Origin of the sequence: Dyella tabacisoli (genome assembly GCF_003350925.1) — a bacterium.
Lineage (GTDB): Bacteria > Pseudomonadota > Gammaproteobacteria > Xanthomonadales > Rhodanobacteraceae > Dyella_C > Dyella_C tabacisoli.
Map to the genome: position 1 here is coordinate 144,173 of NZ_KZ857182.1, position 17,184 is coordinate 161,356.

The following is a 17,184-nucleotide window of genomic DNA, read 5'->3' on the forward strand; positions in this document are numbered from 1 at the left end:
GGCTCCCTCCCCTGCTCGCAGGGGAGGGTTGGGGAGGGGCAAATCATGAGGCGCTCGGGGTGCGTCTAAATCAACCAAAAAACCAATAACACACCCCGATCGAGGCCAGCACACCCGCCAGATCGGCCAGCAACGCACAGCCGATGGTATGCCGCACGCGGCGAATACCCACCGCGCCGAAGTACACCGCCACCACATAAAACGTCGTCTCCGTACTGCCCTGCACCGTTGCGGCCAATAGCGCCGGAAAACTGTCTACCCCGGAATGGTTCATCGTCTCGATCAGCATCGCGCGTGCGGCGCTACCGGAAAATGGTTTAACCAGCGCGGTCGGCAGCGCATCGACAAAACGCGTATCCAGGCCCGCGTGCTGTGCCAGCCAGCGCACACCGTCCAGCGCGAAATCCAGCGCACCCGATGCACGCAATACACCTACCGCGCATAGCATCGCAATCAGATAGGGCAACAACCCCTTCGCCACATCGAAACCCTGCTTTGCCCCATCGATAAAACTATCGAACAGCGGCACGCGCTTGATCGCCCCCGCGCATAAGAAAACCAGAATGACACCGAACAGCACCAGATTGCCGAGCAAGGAGGAAAGCGAGGCCAGTGCCACGGCAGACAGCGAAGCGAGCAGCGCGAGAAAAGCCGCCAGCAACAACCCGCCGCCGCCCAGCCAGGCAAGCACGACCGGGTCCCACAGCCGCAACCGTTGCATAAAAGCTACCGACAACAGCGCGGTGATATTCGCCACAAAATGCGCCAGCAAGATCGGCAGGAACACCAAGGTCGGATCATGCGCGCCCGCTTGCGCGCGATACATGAATACCGTCACCGGCAGCAGCGTCAACGACGAGGCATTGAGCACCAGGAACAGAATCTGTGCATTGCTTGCCGTATCGCTCGAAGGATTAAGACTTTGCAATTCACGCATCGCACGCAAGCCCATCGGCGTGGCCGCGTTATCCAGGCCCAAGGCATTGGCGGTGAAGTTGAGCGTAATCAGCCCGATCGCCGGATGCCCACGCGGCACCTCCGGCATCAATCGCGCAAATAACGGCCCGAAGAGGCGCGCCAGCCGATCCACCAGTCCAGCCTGCTCGGCGATATTCAAGAAACCCAGCCATAAGGTGAGCGTGCCGAACAACAGCACCATGACTTTTACCGACAGCTCGGCCATATCGAACAATGCGGCCACGATTGCGGCAAATACGCTTTCATCGCCGCCCACCAGCCAGCGCGCCAGTGCAGCGACGGCCGCCACCATGAAGAAACCGAACCAGAGCCGACTCAGCATAGGCGCAAACCCGTGGTGGCAAACGGAGGGCTGAAGGATGTGCGATGGATCAGTGGCATGGCGCCATTGTGCGCACAACCGAACGCATCGGCCAGCACATGCCACCGTCGGATGTGCATGATTCGCCTGACATACAACATCGCCATCCGGAAAGCCTAATATGGCGACTACCGACGCCGGTTTCCCGGCATCGGCAGGAGCGAGCCATGGCTGAGTTGCGATTGCAAAGCACACTGACCTGCCCGCACTGCGGGCATCAGGTCACCGAGACGATGCCCACTAACGCATGCCAGTTCTTCTATGACTGCCCCGGCTGTGGGACGTTGTTGCGACCCAAGCCAGGGGATTGCTGCGTATTCTGCTCGTACGGCACGGTGCCATGCCCACCGATCCAGGAACAAAAATCGTGCTGCGGCAGCCACTGATCGGACCATATGCCTGCGGTGCAATGACTCTGACAGCTTTGTTTCGCGCAGGCGCCGTCGACATGGGCATCCACACCACGCCCAATGATATGGAACTTGACAACAGACGCCGACAGTAGCGAGATGGCAGCAGCATCTAACCTCAAAGTGCCATGCGTCACTATCTGCTGGCGTCGGATACCGAGTAAAGGCAAGGTTCTCGGCGCCCACCGTAAACGACTCCGTGTCGCCAGCAGAACAATCGCTTTGCTCGTTACGTCACCCACAGAGGTTACGTCATGTTTGCTCCGATGATCGCAAAGTCTCAGGCAATGGCAGCGCCCTCCCCCGCTCATACGCGTAACTTGGCGCCGCGACGTACGGCACCTGCCTTGTCGCAATCTGACGCATTCAGCGCAACCGAAGACCTCAGCAAGATTCCCGCATTTCCATCGGATCGTTCGCACCAGCACCAGCAGGGGATCTCAAATAACCTGCCATCGCAACTACGCCTGTTGCAGCCCAAGCTTGCAGTGGGAGCGGTGGATGATCCATTGGAGCGCGAAGCCGACAGCGTCGCCGAGCAAGTGATGCGTATGCCCCATCCACAACTTGCCGTCAGCCCCGTCGCGGCGCAACTGAGTCGAAAATGTGCAGCGTGTGAAAAGGATGATGAAGAAAAGTTGCGCCCCAAGCATATGGCCGACGCCCATGCCGTCGCCGCAGCGCCGGACATCGTGCATGAAGTACTGCGCTCTCCAGGACAGTCGCTTGATCCCGCCGCGCGCGCGTTCTTTGAGCCACGCTTTGCCCAGGATTTTTCGCAGGTTCGCGTGCATACCGATCAGCAGGCGGCGGCTTCCGCGAGCTCGGTGGGGGCGCTTGCTTATGCGGTTGGTCCGCACATCACGTTCGGCACCGGGCATTACCAGCCTGCGACGGGAGCGGGTCGAAAGTTGATTGCTCATGAATTGGCTCACGTCGTGCAACAACGTGCCGGTACAGGTCCGCTGCGGCTGCACCGCACGCCCGATGTGGATGCGGCAATCGCCGATAACGACTGGAAGAAAGTCGCCGAAATCTTGAACGGCTACAGCCCCAAGGCCATCAAAGATGCCCTCGACAAAATGAAACGCGGTGTGATCGCGTCCATCTACGTAGGTGCCACTGAAAATCCCAAGGTCGGTTCCGAATCGGCTATCGCCATCGCCACGCGACCGACCTATCTCGATATGAATTACGAGAGCGAATTAAAGAAACAAAATTGGTCGCAAGCCGCGTACTTTCTCAACGCCTTCAACCGCGATGACATTCTGGATCGCTTCAAAGCACGATCGGATCAAGAAGTGCAGGCATTGCGTGACGGCGCCGTCGCCAATGTGCAAGTTGGCGACAAATCGCAACTGGCCATCTTGGCGACGCAGGAGATCACCAAGCGCAGCGCAGCGCCAGCCGCCAGCACCAATGCCCCGGCGGCCCCAGGCGGATCGGCGACAGCGACAAAGAACTCATGCTGTTGTTGCGCGGAAAGCATCGATCTGTCCGATGTCTGGTTCACCGAGTGGGGCGATCCCAAAATGGCGGGCCATTTCTTCCGGCCGTCAATCAAACTCAGCTACAAAGGCACGGGTGCGGCAAGCATGTGCACCCTGGAATGGTGGGAGAAAACCGACATCACGTACTCGGAGGTACCCAAGCCAAACACATGGACGCAAGTTACCAACCCAAAGGCCGGATCGATCGAAAAGTGGAATCAGCAGGTCACCGACAAGTGTCCCGGCCCGGAAACAGTCCAATTGCTTGACCCCCCTTCGCTGGCCGAAACGCCAGGGCGAACCGCAACGCGCAAGCTGGAGTTTCGGGTCATCGTCAACAGCGGCACAGGATGCTCCGCATGTGGCAAACCCCAGGTCAAGGCGACAGCAAAGCAGACCCTGGTGCTAGTTAACGGAAAGCCGGATAAAGCCAAGTGCACATTCGAAGTGCCGAATCCGGATGATAAATAGCCAGCCTTGATCCACCCAGCGGATCGAGGCCATCAGGGGTGTCCTGGCAGGTCTGGCGACAAGCCATGCAGACCGGCGACACACCAAACGAAGGCCCCTGCCGCAACGGTCCAACACATGCTTTGAGTCTCTTAGAACATATATCCGATACCAAGATTGAAGCGGTCGTTCTTGGGGTTGTCCTGAAACTTCTGGTAGTCGGCCTTGCACACCACTTGCGGATGCGGATTGAACGACACGCCAACCGTGGTGACCTTATCCGCATTCGCCGGATCGGCAAGGAAACCGGCCGGCATTTTCGACTGGGTATTGAATCTCTCGTAGCGAACGAACGGGGTGAGCTTCATGTCACCGTGTTCCCACACGGTGTAGGCGCCTTGCACCAGCCAGCCATAGAAGGCGCTCGGCATGTACGGGCGCGCGGTTCCGTTGGCGGTGTTGAAGGCTTGCAAGGTGCTGTCGATCTTGTCCGCGTCGCCGATGTGGCCTTTGGCGTATACCGCCGATAGATCCCAGCCGTCCTGCTGCCAACGCGTATGGACGTCCCATAGGGTGACGCGGGCTTTGATACCGGTGAAATCGGGCTTGGTTTTATCTACTTTGAAATCGGCATTGGCGTGCATCGAATTGCCGGAGAACACCGCGCCGCCAATGGTCCAGCCCGGTACGCCCTGATAATTGAGCGCCGCGTAGCCAGCCAGGTCGTGTGCCTTGGCCAATTGCAGCTCCTGATGGCTGGCATGCAGTGGTGAGCTGGCATCGTCGAATTTGGCGGTATCGAAACCGGTGGTCACGCCGACGTCCCACTTCAAACCGGCATCGGTGGTGCCATCAAGACCCACGCCACCTTCGCGCCAGGTCGAAGGGATGATGCGTGTCTCCACCTCATTGCGTTCGACGCCGTAGAACGCCGGCGGCTCGTGCGATTGATTCAGCAGTCCAAACGGCATCAGGAACAAACCGGCCTTGAGGTTCACTCCCGACTTGAACTGGTAGTTCAGGTACGCCTGCTCGATCTCGCTCTCGCCCTGATCGGTCGAGCTGGTAACGGCGTGCTCCCATTCCACTTCGCTGTTGAAACTCAATTGATCGCTGAAGCGATGGCCGAACAACAGTACGAAGCGTTTCAGGTCAGCCTGAGAACGGCTGCTGTCTTTGGTGTAGTGGTTGTAGGCGATCTCGCCATAACCACCGAAGCTGGTATCTGAAGCTACGGGCGGCGGTGTGGTCGTTGCGGCTGGGGCCATCGCTGGGGATGACGTGGATGGCACCGGTGTCGCCGCTATGGCTGTAGCTGTCTTCGCCTGCTGACCGGCCAGCGTTTGCGTCTGTGCGCGCAGATCATTGATCTGGGCTGCCTGTGTCTGCAACTGAGCCGCCTGTGCATCCAGCTTCTGTTGAAGCTGCGCAATCATGGCTTTGAGCTCGGCTTCACTGGCGTGAACGGGATGTACGAAAACAGCGCTGGCGACAGCCAACGCTAAGGCGATCTGCTTCATTTGAAGTTCCCCGAAAATTCGAGCGAATGATATACATTCTCATCAATCGACATCAATAGTCGTTGATTTTTCGCAAGAATCTGCGCAACCGCAGCCTCGTCAATCGCTAGTCAGATCGCGACATCAGCCTCTCGAACACGCTCAGGCAATTGCAGGCGTTTGCCGGCCTGGTCGTATTCGATCAACAGCACGCCCGAATCATGTCGACCGTTGATCTCGACAAAACAGGCACCGCCGATAAACGGCTCCAATGTCATCACCGATTTCAACGGCGTGGCGACAATCATCTGAAAACCGAAGTTCTCGAAGATATTCATCGCCAGCGCGGTGAACTCGTTATCGGCCTTATCGAAGGCTTCGTCCAGTACCACTGCCGCATACCGCGGCATCTCGCCGTCGTCGCCGCCAAGCTGATAACGCAATGCAGCGGCCAGACAGGTCGTCGCCAGTTTCTGTCGCTGGCCACCGGATTTACCGGCACCGCTGCGATAAATCTCCACCTGTGCACGCGTTTGGGCATCCAGTTCGACGCCAAAGAATTCAACGTGCAGGCGTACATCCAATACTTGCTCGCGCCACCGGCGCAACTCGGGCTCTTGCGCGCCAAGCCGCTGCACCAGACTGCGCAGCACCGCGAACTGCGCCTCGGCACGATCGCGATCTTCGGTTTGATGATGGCTGAGTACATCGCGCAGTTGCTGCTGAAATTCGATCACTTCGGGCAGGCGGCGATCGGATAGCTCAATCGTCAGCAAGGTACCGCGATTGAACGGCACCTGCTCCAGGCTGGCATTGACCTCGTCCATGCGCTGCGCAATCGATTTGCGCGCCTCGCCCATATACCGCTGCAACAAATGCAGGTTGTTCTTGCTCTGCGTTTGCAGCAACTCGAAAAAGCGCGCCTCGTGCTTGGGCAAGCCATCCATTTCCAGGCGCCGTAAACGGGCGAGGAAATCTTCGGCAGAATCGAGCGTGGGGGTGAAATCGCCACTGTCTTGCGGCCAGCGACGGCGGAAGTCGCGGAAGCTGTCGACCACGCGCTGGGTCAAGGCGTTGTCCTTGACGGCGAACTGCTCCAGTTGCTCGTTCAAGCCACGCTCTAAAGTACGGAAATGATCGCCCAGGTTGAGCAGACTCAATGCAGACAGTTCGGCCAGTAGCTGGTTCAAGCCGTCGATTTGAAACGGCGTCGGCGCTACCGTCTGCCGCGCAACACAGGTATCGCGCTCGCGCTCGATGCCCGCACGCTCTCGTGCAAGCATCATGCGTTCGCTGCGGGTTTCGGCCAACGCCTTGCTCGTAGTGTCGCGAGCCACACGAGCCCTCTCGATGCGCTCGCCGAGCTCGCGCAATGTAGCATCGCCTTCGCGCAATTGACGCAGTTGATCTTCGATATCGGCCAAACGATGCAGCTTGGGTGCGATATCGATTTCATCCCAGCCAAGGTTGACCAGCGTATGGCTGGCCAATTGCTGTTGCTGCCCGCGCTCGCGCTGCTGCCGGATCGCGCTCGCCTCTTCATCGCAGGCGCCCATGCGCTTGGCCAACTCAAAGCCTTCGCGCTCGAACAGATGCAGCTTGTCGCGGCTATCGAAACCGAGCAGCCAGTTTTTACGATCGTCGATGGCGCGGCGATCGTCTTTCTCGAAGCGATCGCCGGGATGCTTGATCTGGCCTTCGCGGGTTATCGCCTTATCGGCTTTGCGTAAGCCGCTGGCCGAATCGACGCAGGTGTAATCAAAACGCTTGGCGAGTTCGCCGCCCAGCCATTCGCGGTGTGCGTGGTCGCGGATATCGAGCTTGTGTACCAGCGAGCGCATATCCGGCTTGCGTCCCGGCAAGGCATCGCCACGGCCGACCCGGTAATAAACCAGTTTGCCGGCAAGATGAGTGCGATTGACCCAATCGGCAACCTCTTTATGGTGCTTTTCGTCCACCAGCATGGACTGTGCAAAACCATGCAGCACCCGCTCTATCGCCCCGCGCCAGGCAGCATCGTCTTCGCACACTTGCAGCAGCTCGCCAACGAAGGGCAGCGCCTGCTCGGATACGCCGATGGCTTCGCACATGCGCGTTCGCAGTGCCTGCGCATGTGCCGGAATATTCGATGGGCGTAGTTTTAGCGACTGAATCTCGGCGCGCACTTCGCCAAAACGCTTCTCGCAGTCGCGCTTTTCGCCCAAGCGCTCGGCTATGCGCTCATCCAGCGCGTCGGCATGGCCTCGACCGTCTTCCAGCAGTTGCCGCGCCGTGCCGATCTGCTCGGCGAAGCCTTGCGCCGTGCCGGCCAGATCCTGGCCAAGCACTTTGCATGCTTGTTCGGCCGTGCCCCGGCGTTTGACGCGCTCATCGCGCTCGCGCTGCACACGTTCGCGCTCGCGCTCCAGTTCGTCGATGCGATCGCCACCCTGCTCGCGGCGCTGGCGCTCCAGCTCGGCGAGTTTGTCGTCGTGATTGGCCAGCGTTTCGCTGCGCTGCTTTTCTTCACCGGCATGACCGAGATCTTCGGTAGCGATGAGCTCAAGACGCGCGTCGATCAAGGCCAAACGGCGCTGCTCGCGATACGGATCAAGGCCGAGCTGAAGTTCGCGCAGCTCGGCGCTGCTACGACGCAGTTCCAGCAGATGGCTGTAGTCGTCGCGCGCCGGAGCCAGCGTGCTGACTTGTTCGCGCGCGGTGACCACGGCCTTGTGCGCGGCATCCAGCTCGGCAAAGTCGGTCACCAGCCGCTCAGCCGCAGCAAAGGTTTCCGGCTCGTCCAGCATAAAGCCGCGCAAAAACTGATTGAGATCGCCCAGGTTCTTCGCCGACTGGGTTTTGTGCAGCAGCTTCAGCGCCATGTCGTTGCCGATGCCCAGCAGGCGGCGGAAACGCTCGGCGTAACCGGTAAAGCTGTCGAAGTGGCTCACGTCTTCACTGAGGCGGCTCTTCAGCCGACGCAGATCCAAGTCGAAACCTTCCAACTCAGTCGCTATATCGAAGGCGCGCTCGACCACCATGTAGTGCTTGCGCACATCGGCGGATGCGGAGCTGTTGCCCGCAATCCAGAACAAACGAATCAGACTTACCGTGGCGCCCAGCGCGTTGCGGTATTCAAGCACCAGTGCCGACCAGGTCGCGCCTTTGCGCAAGTACTGGGTGGCGATTTCGCCGGAATCGGCATCTTGCTGATCGGCCCAGGCGCCGCGTACATACGAGGCCAGGCTGCGGTCGCGGCCGCTGCGCTCGGCCTCGCGCGCAGCGGCATTGAAATCGATCAGGCTGGGCGGCACCAACAACGCCGACATCGCATCGAGCAACGTCGACTTGCCGGAGCCGGAGCGGCCGACAAACAAAAAACCGCGCTCGGCAATCGGTATTTCGAACAAGCCGCTGAAGGTACCCCAGTTGCATACCTGCAGACGGCGCATGCGGAACTGCTCGTCACGCGGGTTGGGCAAATCAGACAGAAACAGCGATTCAGTAACCGCCGCTTTTACGCGCTTTCCCGAGGTTGCAGGTGTGCTCATGCCGGGTCTACGTCCTGGGCGTTTTCATCCGCATGACTTTCGGCTGCATCGGTCCCTTCGCGCAGTTCGCGATAGACCTGCCCCAAGGCTTGTACGTCTTCGGCTGAAAACAGCAACTTCAACACCGGGGATACCTCGTAGCGCCCTTCGCTGCCGCGCAACAGGGTCAGAATATGGTTGTCGCGCATCTTCGCGATGGCGGCGGCGACACGCTTCATAAAACCGGCGCGGTCGGTCGAAAGATTTTTCTCATACACCGATAGCTGATCGCTCAGCGTTTCTTCCTCGACGACCGCGCGGCGCCCTTGCGCATCGGCCTCGGCCAGTTGCTGGCGCAGATGCAGCAACAGCACCGAATCGATAAAGGTCAGCGGCTGGGTGCGCAACAGCGTGGGGGTCTCTTGCTCGCCGGTATCGGCCTGACGGGTAAAAGCGACGCCGGCTTCGCGGTCGATCACCAGCTCCAGAAACAGCTCGGCCAAGCGCATGCGAATAGCCGCCTCGTTGCGCGATAACGCCGGCCATAGTTGCGCATGGCGCTGTGCATCGATGCTCGGGCCAGCCAGCAATTGACACAGTGCGCGGCGCGCCTCCAACGGCAACGTGCCGCTGTCGCCGGGAAATAGCTCGGTGCCGGCATCGACATCGGTGCGCGTGGCATCTGGCGCTAGATTCCGCTCTTCATTGGCCTGCTCTGCAGCGACCCGCTCTTCATCGGTCTGCCCTTCATCGGCTTGCTCTTCAAGCGTCTGCGCAAGATCAGACAAGTTCATGGCTTTTTTCCTTCACAAACCACACCAACGGAATCCGTGCATGACGTTGCACGCCATCGCCGCCCTGCCACTGCACGGCCTCTAGCTGACCGTCGGCGACCACGCCGTGGCGTGCGCCCAGCAAGAGATAGCCGATCACGCTGCCCAGCCCCTGCAGCGCTGGTCGCCGCAGCAGTACTTCGCCGATCGACCACTGCCCGCGCTCGGCCAGCAGCTCACGCAGATCGCGCTTCAAACCACGGAAATCGATTTCGGACTGCGCCACCAGATCGCCGACGCTTTCCAGCGAAATAGCAGCCGCATCGCCGCGCTGCACGCGGCCGTCCACGCGGCTATGGCGCGGGTCATGCAAGCGCCATTGCGACAGCGAGCGTGCGCGGCTGGTGGTCAACGCCAGCGTGTAGCCTATCGGCTGCGCTGCGCGAACCGCGTCGCGCAGTTGCAGGGCTTCGCCTTGCGCCTGCTTCAATAATTGGTTGAGCCGTCGCTGCTCCAGATAGCCCCGACTCTGCACGAAGCCACGCAGACTGCGCGCGAAGCTCTGCAGCACATCGTGCACGTGACCGCCGCGATCGAGCATGACGCGGCTAAAGCCACGCAGAAACGCTCGCTCTTGACGGCTCAACTTGCGTGCGAAGCCGCGCGCAAGCACGGTATCCAGGGCGGCATCCAGCCGCGCACTCTGCTCGGCATCGTTGAGCAAGTTCCAGAACGCATGAAAGCTGCGCCCGGCCTCGCTCTCGCCGATTACATCGACCCCTTCGAACAAGGCATCCAGCACCTCGCCGCGCTGGCCCTCGTCGTCGATGATGCGTTCGCGGAAATCGCGATTAAGCCGCTCAAAGTCATCGCGCACCCGGCGGAAGTCCTCCGTCAGGTCGTCGGCCAGGCCGATGATTTCGCGGGTGCGCTCCAGCGCGCGCTTGGGTGCCAGCGTCACCACTTTGCCGGCGCTGATCCGCGCCATCTCTTCATCGATCCGGTCACGCTCGGCCTGCAGCACGGCGAGCCGGGCGGTGGGGCTGGATTCGGTTTGTTCGGCCAATTGCAGCAGTTGCTGGATCACCAGCGAAAGCCGGCTCTCGGTCGCGGCGCTACGCTGCGTATCCAAGCCCGCTACAAAGCGAATCGCCTGCGCGGCCTGGGTCGACAGCTCGTACTCCTCTTCACTGGCACCCTCGGGCAAACGACGCTCCAGATGCCCCTGCGCCAGCCACTCGGCGACATACGCCTGTGCCGTGCGCGGCAAGTTGCGCGCCGGCTGCGCCGCATTGAGCACATCCAGCTCATGTTGCAGCCGTTCGTGCAAGATCGACGCCGGCAATCGCCGCGCGTCATCCATCAACAGGGTCTGCAGCAAACCGATCAATTCAGGCGCGTGGTCCGCCGCCAGCAGCCGCCACAAAGCCTGTTCGCGCAGGCGCGCATACGTAGCAATACGAACACCTGCCTTCATGGAGCGATCAATCAGTCCTACCAACGCTGGGGGGCCGAGAGTGTAACGGGTCAGCGAGGGGCTGCGTGCGACCCTCGATGCCCAAACCTGAACGGCCGCGCCGAGATCGCGAACAGACCGGGCCGCCCCCTCTTCCAGCCGACCGCTGGTTTCTACGCGATCAGGCGGCGCATTCAGCTTGCACGGTGGCTTCGGCCAGCATCCGCGCGATCGACGCGGCGGCCTCGCGGCCATCGTGCACCGCCCGCACCACCAGATCGGCGCCGCGCATGTTGTCGCCACCGGCGAATACTTGCGGATGGTCGGTCTGGAACGGCAGGCGGCCATGCTGGCCGGCGAGGATGCGGCCACTGCTATCCAGGGCAATGCCATGCTCGGCGCACCATGCCGGCGGGCTGGGGCGGAAACCGAACGCCTGGATGACCACGTCGGCACGCAACTCGGTTTCGCTGCCCTCGACATGGCGTAGCTGTGCGCGGCCATGCGCGCCCTCGACCAGCTCGGTGCTCACGATGCGTACCGCGCGCACCTTGCCTTCGCTGCCGAGTACGGCCAGGGGCTGACGATGAAACAGGAAACGCACGCCCTCTTCTCGGCTATAGCCGACTTCGCGCTTGGAACCGGGCATGTTGGCCTCATCACGGCGATAAACGCAGGTAACTGAGGCGGCGCCAAGACGGATCGCGGTGCGGTTGCAGTCCATGCCGGTATCGCCACCGCCGAGTACGACCACGTGCTTGCCGGCGAGATTGAGTGCCGCCGGCACCGGCGCATCGTCGAGCAGGCGATCGACGTTGGCGATCAGGAATGGCAACGCATCGTGCACGCCATCCAGCTCGCGCCCCGGCAGCTCGCCGTCGACAAAGCGATAAGCGCCGGTGCCGATAAAGACGGCGTCGTAGTCTTCGAGCAGGGTTTCAAAGGCGATGTCGCGGCCGATGTCGATGCCAAGGCGAAACGTCACCCCCATGCCTTCGAGTACCTCGCGGCGCGTGCGCACCACGCTCTTGTCCAGCTTGAACGGCGGAATGCCGAAGGTAAGCAGGCCACCGATTTCGCGCTGGCGGTCGAATACGTCCACCGCAATACCGGCGCGGCGCAACCGGTCCGCGCACGACAGCCCGGCCGGCCCGGCGCCGACCACAGCGACCCGGCGACCGGTTTCGCGCACGCTGGAAAGATCCGGGCGCCAGCCCTGACGGAAAGCCTCGTCGGTAACCCAGCGCTCGATGCTGCCGATAGTGACCGCGCCGAAATCGCCTTGCTCCAACGTGCAGGCACCTTCGCACAAGCGATCCTGGGGGCAGACGCGGCCGCAGATTTCCGGCAGCGGATTGGTTTCGTGCATTAAGGTGGCCGCCTCGAATAGACGTCCATCCTGCACCAGCTTCAACCAATTGGGGATGTAATTGTGTACCGGGCACTCCCATTCGCAGTACGGGTTGCCGCAGTCGATGCAACGCTCGGCTTGTCCTGCCGCGGCCTCGGGGGCGAAGTCGCCGCTGATTTCGCCATAGCCGAGTACGCGAATGGTCACGGGTACGGCACGTGGCGGAGTGCGCGGTATCTCTAGAAAACGGAAATCTTTGTTGCTCATGCCAAACTCCAGGCGTGCTGGCGACGTGTTCCCGCTCCCGTATGCAGGGAGGTGAACTGGTGGCGCGGGTATTGAATCTTCATGCCGCCCTCCGCAGCTCTTCGGCCAGGGCATCCAGACTCGCCGCCTTCGGCTTGACCAACCAGAAGCGCTGCAGGATGCCGCGGAAATCACCCAGCAACTGCCGCGCCCAGGCGCTGCCGGTAAGCTCGGCATGACGCGCCATCAAGCCGCGCAGATGCTGCATGTAATGCTCCATGCTTTCGGGCGAAATACGCACGATGTCGACTAGCTCATGGTTATAGCAATCGACAAAGGCGCGTTCGAGATCGAGCACATAGGCGAAGCCGCCGGTCATGCCGGCACCAAAATTGAGGCCACACGAACCAAGCACGGCGACCACGCCACCGGTCATGTATTCGCAGCAATGGTCGCCGGCGCCTTCGATCACGGTTAACGCGCCGGAGTTGCGCACCGCGAAGCGCTCGCCCGCGCGGCCGGCAGCGAACAGCTCGCCGCCGGTGGCGCCGTAGAGGCAGGTATTGCCGAGGATGGCGGCATCCTGGCTGGCGAACGGCGCATCGGGATGCGGGCGCACCACGATGCGACCACCGGCCATACCCTTGCCGACGCCATCGTTGGCTTCGCCGACCAGTTCGATCTGCACGCCGCCGGCATTCCACGCGCCCAGACTTTGGCCGGCACTGCCGTGCAATTGCAGGGTGATCGGCTCGGGCATGTCGCTGTCGCCCCAGCGTCGGGCAACCTCGCCGGACAAACGCGCCCCGATCGCGCGATCGGTATTGGCGATGTCATGGCGGAAGGTACCGCCGCAACCGAGTTCGACCACGGCCGCGGTATCGGCGGCAATGCGGTTGGCGAGTTCGGCGGGATCGCGCATGGGGTTGCGCGCCATCACGCAGGCGCTGTCCACGTCTACGCCCAGGCCGTCGTCGGCGATCAAACGCGACAGATCAAGCGCACGCCGTACCGGCGCGCCGCTATCGTTCGGCCGGCTTTCGTTCTGGCCGCCCGGTTGAATCAACAGATCGCTACGGCCGATCAACTCTTCCAGGCTGCGCAAGCCCAGTCGCGCCAGATGCTCGCGCACGTCTTCGGCGACAAAGCGGAAATAGTTCATCACCATGTCGGGCAAGCCGGTGAAGTGCTGCTTGCGCAAAACCTCATGCTGCGTCGCCACGCCGGTAGCGCAATTGTTGAGATGGCAGATGCGCAGATATTTGCAGCCCAGCGCCACCATCGGGCCGGTGCCGAAACCAAAGCTTTCGGCGCCGAGCATGGCGGCCTTGATAACGTCGAGACCGGTTTTCAAGCCACCGTCGGTTTGCAGCCGCACGCGACCACGCAGACCGTTGCGGCGCAGGGTCTGCTGGGTTTCGGCCAGGCCCAGTTCCCATGGTGCGCCGGCGTATTTGATCGAGCTGAGCGGGCTTGCACCGGTGCCGCCATCGTGGCCGGAAACAGTAATCAGATCCGCACCCGCCTTCACCACGCCCGCAGCCACCGTGCCGACACCGGCATGCGATACCAGCTTGACCGAAACCAGCGCGGTCGGATTGACCTCTTTCAGGTCATGGATGAGCTGAGCCAGATCTTCGATGGAATAAATATCGTGATGCGGCGGCGGCGAAATCAGGCCGATGCCGGGCTTGGCATAACGCAGGCGCGCAATCGTGGCGTCCACTTTATGGCCGGGTAGCTGGCCGCCCTCGCCCGGCTTGGCGCCTTGCGCGATCTTGATTTGCAGCACTTCGGCATTGACCAGATAGGCCGGCGTGACCCCGAAGCGGCCGGAGGCGACCTGCTTGATCTTGGATCTGCGCTCGGTGCCATAGCGCGCGGGGTCTTCGCCGCCTTCGCCGGAGTTGCTGCGCGCGCCGAGTCGATTCATCGCGATCGCCAAGGCCTCGTGCGCCTCGGGCGACAAGGCACCCAGCGACATGCCGGCGGAATCGAAACGCTTGAGGATGGACTCGACCGATTCCACTTCGTCCAGCGGCACGGCGACGCCGGCCGATTGTGGCTGCAATAGATCGCGCAGCGCCGAAGGCGGCCGCGTATCGACGTGCTGGGCATAGCGCCGGTAATCCGCCGGATCGCCACTGCGCACCGCCAGTTGCAGGCTGGCGATCACATCGGGGTTGTACATGTGGTATTCGCCGCCGTAGACGAATTTGTACAGGCCGCCGGCATGCAGCGGCTGCGCCTCGTTCCATGCTTCGGCGGCGAGCAGGCGCGCGTCGTGTTCCAGCTCGGCAAAGCCGGCGCCGCCGACCCGCGATGGCGTACCGGGGAAACACAGCTCCACCACTTCGGGCGCGAGACCGACGATCTCGAACAACTGTGCGCCGCGATAACCGGCCACGGTAGAGATGCCCATCTTGGAGAGAATCTTGAGCAAACCTTTGCGGATGCCGCGCCGATAACTGCGGCCGATCTCGCGCGTAGCGCCATCGCCATGGCGCAGATGTCCATCGCGGCCCAGCTCAAACAAACTTTGATAAGCCAGCCAGGGATAGATCGCGGTAGCGCCGAAACCGATCAGGCAAGCGAAATGGTGCGGGTCGCGTGCGGTGCCGGTTTCCACCAACAAATTGCATTGACAGCGCAGGCCGGTGTCGATCAGGTGTGCATGGATGGCACCCACCGCCAGCAAGGCATGCGCCGACAAACTATCGCGGCGCGGATAACGATCGGTGATGAAAACCATCGCCGCACCGCTACGCACCCCGGCCTCGGCTTCGCGGCAGAAGCGACGCAGCGCCGCTTCCAGCCCTTCCTCGATGGCATAGCACAGGTCGATTTGCACGGTGTTGTTGACGTATTGCTCCAGCGCGAGAATCTGCCGCAGCTTGCGTTGCGAGCAGATCGGCGAGTTGAGCAGGATCTGCCGCGCATTCTCGGCCGAAAGCTCAAACAGATTTCCCTCGCAGCCGATCTGCGTGATTAACGACATCACCAGGCGTTCGCGCAGCGGGTCGATCGGCGGGTTGGTGACCTGCGCGAAACCTTGGCGGAAACGATCGAACAGCGGACGTACCTGGCGCGACAGCGCAGCCATCGGCGTGTCGTCGCCCATCGAGCCGGTGGCTTCGGCTTCGGTTTCCGCCAGCACCTTGAGTACGCTTTCGCGCTCTTCGCGGCTCAGCCCGTAGAGCTTTTGATAGCGGTGCAGCTCATCTGCAGGCAACGGCTCGGCGGCAAGGCTGGGGTCGATCAGATTCGATTCCAGATAACTCACCCCCGCGCGCAACCAATCGCGGAACGGCGCGCGCCCGCGATTGATTTTGTCGATATCGCCGGAGTGCAGCAACCGCGCTTGCTCGAAATCCACCGCGATCATTTCGCCCGGCCCCAGCCGGCCCTTGGCGACCACGCGCGACGGCGGCACATCCCATAGGCCGGCTTCGGAAGCGACGATCAATTGGTTGTCGTCCGACAATGCCCAGCGCGCCGGGCGCAGGCCGTTGCGATCCAGCGTGCAGGCTGCGTAGCGGCCATCGCACATCACCAAGCCGGCCGGGCCGTCCCATGGTTCGCTGTGCAGGGCGTAATACTCGTAGAAGGCGGCGAGGTCTTCGTCGATGTCTTCGCGTGCGGCGTAGGCCGGTGGCACTAATACGCGCATGGCGGTAAGCAGATCGAGACCGCCGGCAAGCAATACCTCTAAGGCGTTATCCAGGCTTTCCGAGTCTGAGCCTTGCTGTCGTACCAGCGGACCGATATCGGAAAGATCGACCAGCGGCGAACGCAGTACCGCCTCGCGCGCCTGCATCCAGCGCCGGTTGGCACGGATGGTATTGATCTCGCCGTTATGCGCCAGCAAGCGAAACGGCTGTGCCAGGCGCCACTGCGGGGTGGTGTTGGTGGAATAGCGTTGATGAAATACCACCGCATCGGCAGCCAAGGCCGGGTGCTGCAGATCGGCGTAAACCTCGCGCAGATGTCCCGGCGCGGCCATCGCCTTATAAATGGTGGCGTGCAGCGAGAGGCTGACCACGTAGAAATGCGCATCGGCGATCAGCGCCGTCTCGGCACGACGACGCGCGCGGAACAAGGCGCGCTCGAAGACCGCATCGTCCATCTCGGCACCGGCATTGACGAATACCTGACGCACGCGTGGGCAGGTCGCCGCGGCCAACGGGCCGCACGCCTGCTTGTTGACATCGACCCCGCGCCAGCCGGCAATGCGCAGCCCTTCTTCGGCCAAGTGCCGCTCCAGGATCTGCGCGCCCGTGTCGTCACCGGCCGGGTCGAGAAATACCAGGCCCGCAGCAAAGCGCTGCGCCAATACGATGCCAGCCTCTGCAGCCAATGCGCGCAGCCAGGCGTCCGGGCGGTGAATCAATACACCGCAGCCATCGCCACTGATGCCGTCCGCGTTTACTCCGCCACGGTGCGAAAGTTTCGCCAACGCCGCGAATGCGGTATCGACCAAATGGGCGCTGGCGCGTCCATCGAGCTGGGCGACGAGGCCGAAGCCGCAGCTATCGTGCTCGAAGGCTTCATCGTAGAGAGTCGTCGGTGCTGGTTGCGTTGTACAGCCTGGCTTACTCATCGTGCCTCCCCGGCGGATGGTTTGCTGGGCGCACGTGGCCGTTGACGCCGAAGCATCATCG

At 61.8% G+C, this 17,184-nt stretch carries 9 protein-coding genes; 2 read left to right on the forward strand and 7 right to left on the reverse strand.

Going from position 1 to position 17,184, the window contains the following annotated elements; translation table 11 throughout:
* Positions 1-70: 70 nt before the first annotated feature.
* A complete protein-coding gene (locus DVJ77_RS18230) occupies positions 71-1,300 on the reverse strand; it encodes a nucleoside recognition domain-containing protein (RefSeq protein WP_114846949.1) in 1,230 nt (409 codons plus the stop codon).
* Between the two features lie 206 nt (positions 1,301-1,506).
* On the opposite strand from DVJ77_RS18230, the gene DVJ77_RS21505 reads away from it, so the two are divergent.
* Both DVJ77_RS21505 and DVJ77_RS18240 read left to right on the forward strand, forming a co-directional pair.
* Positions 1,507-1,725, forward strand: a complete 219-nt coding sequence (locus DVJ77_RS21505) for a GDCCVxC domain-containing (seleno)protein (protein ID WP_114846950.1) — start codon at positions 1,507-1,509, stop codon at positions 1,723-1,725.
* 371 nt (positions 1,726-2,096) lie between these two features.
* Positions 2,097-3,710, forward strand: coding sequence for an eCIS core domain-containing protein (locus DVJ77_RS18240; protein ID WP_225428078.1), 1,614 nt, complete (start codon positions 2,097-2,099; stop codon positions 3,708-3,710).
* 131 nt (positions 3,711-3,841) lie between these two features.
* On the opposite strand, the gene DVJ77_RS18245 is transcribed toward DVJ77_RS18240, so the two are convergent.
* The 6 genes from DVJ77_RS18245 to gltB form a co-directional block, all read right to left on the reverse strand.
* A complete protein-coding gene (locus tag DVJ77_RS18245) occupies positions 3,842-5,209 on the reverse strand; it encodes a porin (protein ID WP_114846951.1) in 1,368 nt (455 codons plus the stop codon).
* Between the two features lie 110 nt (positions 5,210-5,319).
* Entirely contained in the window at positions 5,320-8,718 is a 3,399-nt protein-coding gene (locus DVJ77_RS18250) for an ATP-binding protein (protein WP_114846952.1), read from the reverse strand.
* A complete protein-coding gene (locus DVJ77_RS18255) occupies positions 8,715-9,491 on the reverse strand; it encodes a DUF4194 domain-containing protein (RefSeq protein ID WP_114846953.1) in 777 nt (258 codons plus the stop codon). The genes DVJ77_RS18250 and DVJ77_RS18255 overlap by 4 nt, the downstream gene beginning before the upstream one ends.
* The gene (locus DVJ77_RS18260) at positions 9,478-10,947 is read right to left on the reverse strand and encodes a DUF3375 domain-containing protein (RefSeq protein ID WP_114846954.1); all 1,470 of its coding nucleotides are present in this window, start codon (positions 10,945-10,947) and stop codon (positions 9,478-9,480) included. Before DVJ77_RS18260 ends, DVJ77_RS18255 begins: the two co-directional genes overlap by 14 nt.
* Before the next feature lie 160 nt (positions 10,948-11,107).
* Positions 11,108-12,544, reverse strand: coding sequence for an FAD-dependent oxidoreductase (locus DVJ77_RS18265; protein WP_114846955.1), 1,437 nt, complete (start codon positions 12,542-12,544; stop codon positions 11,108-11,110).
* Positions 12,545-12,623: 79 nt separating this feature from the next.
* Positions 12,624-17,123 (reverse strand): glutamate synthase large subunit, encoded by a 4,500-nt coding sequence (gltB, locus tag DVJ77_RS18270; protein WP_114846956.1) that lies wholly within the window; start codon positions 17,121-17,123, stop codon positions 12,624-12,626.
* Positions 17,124-17,184: the final 61 nt, after the last annotated feature.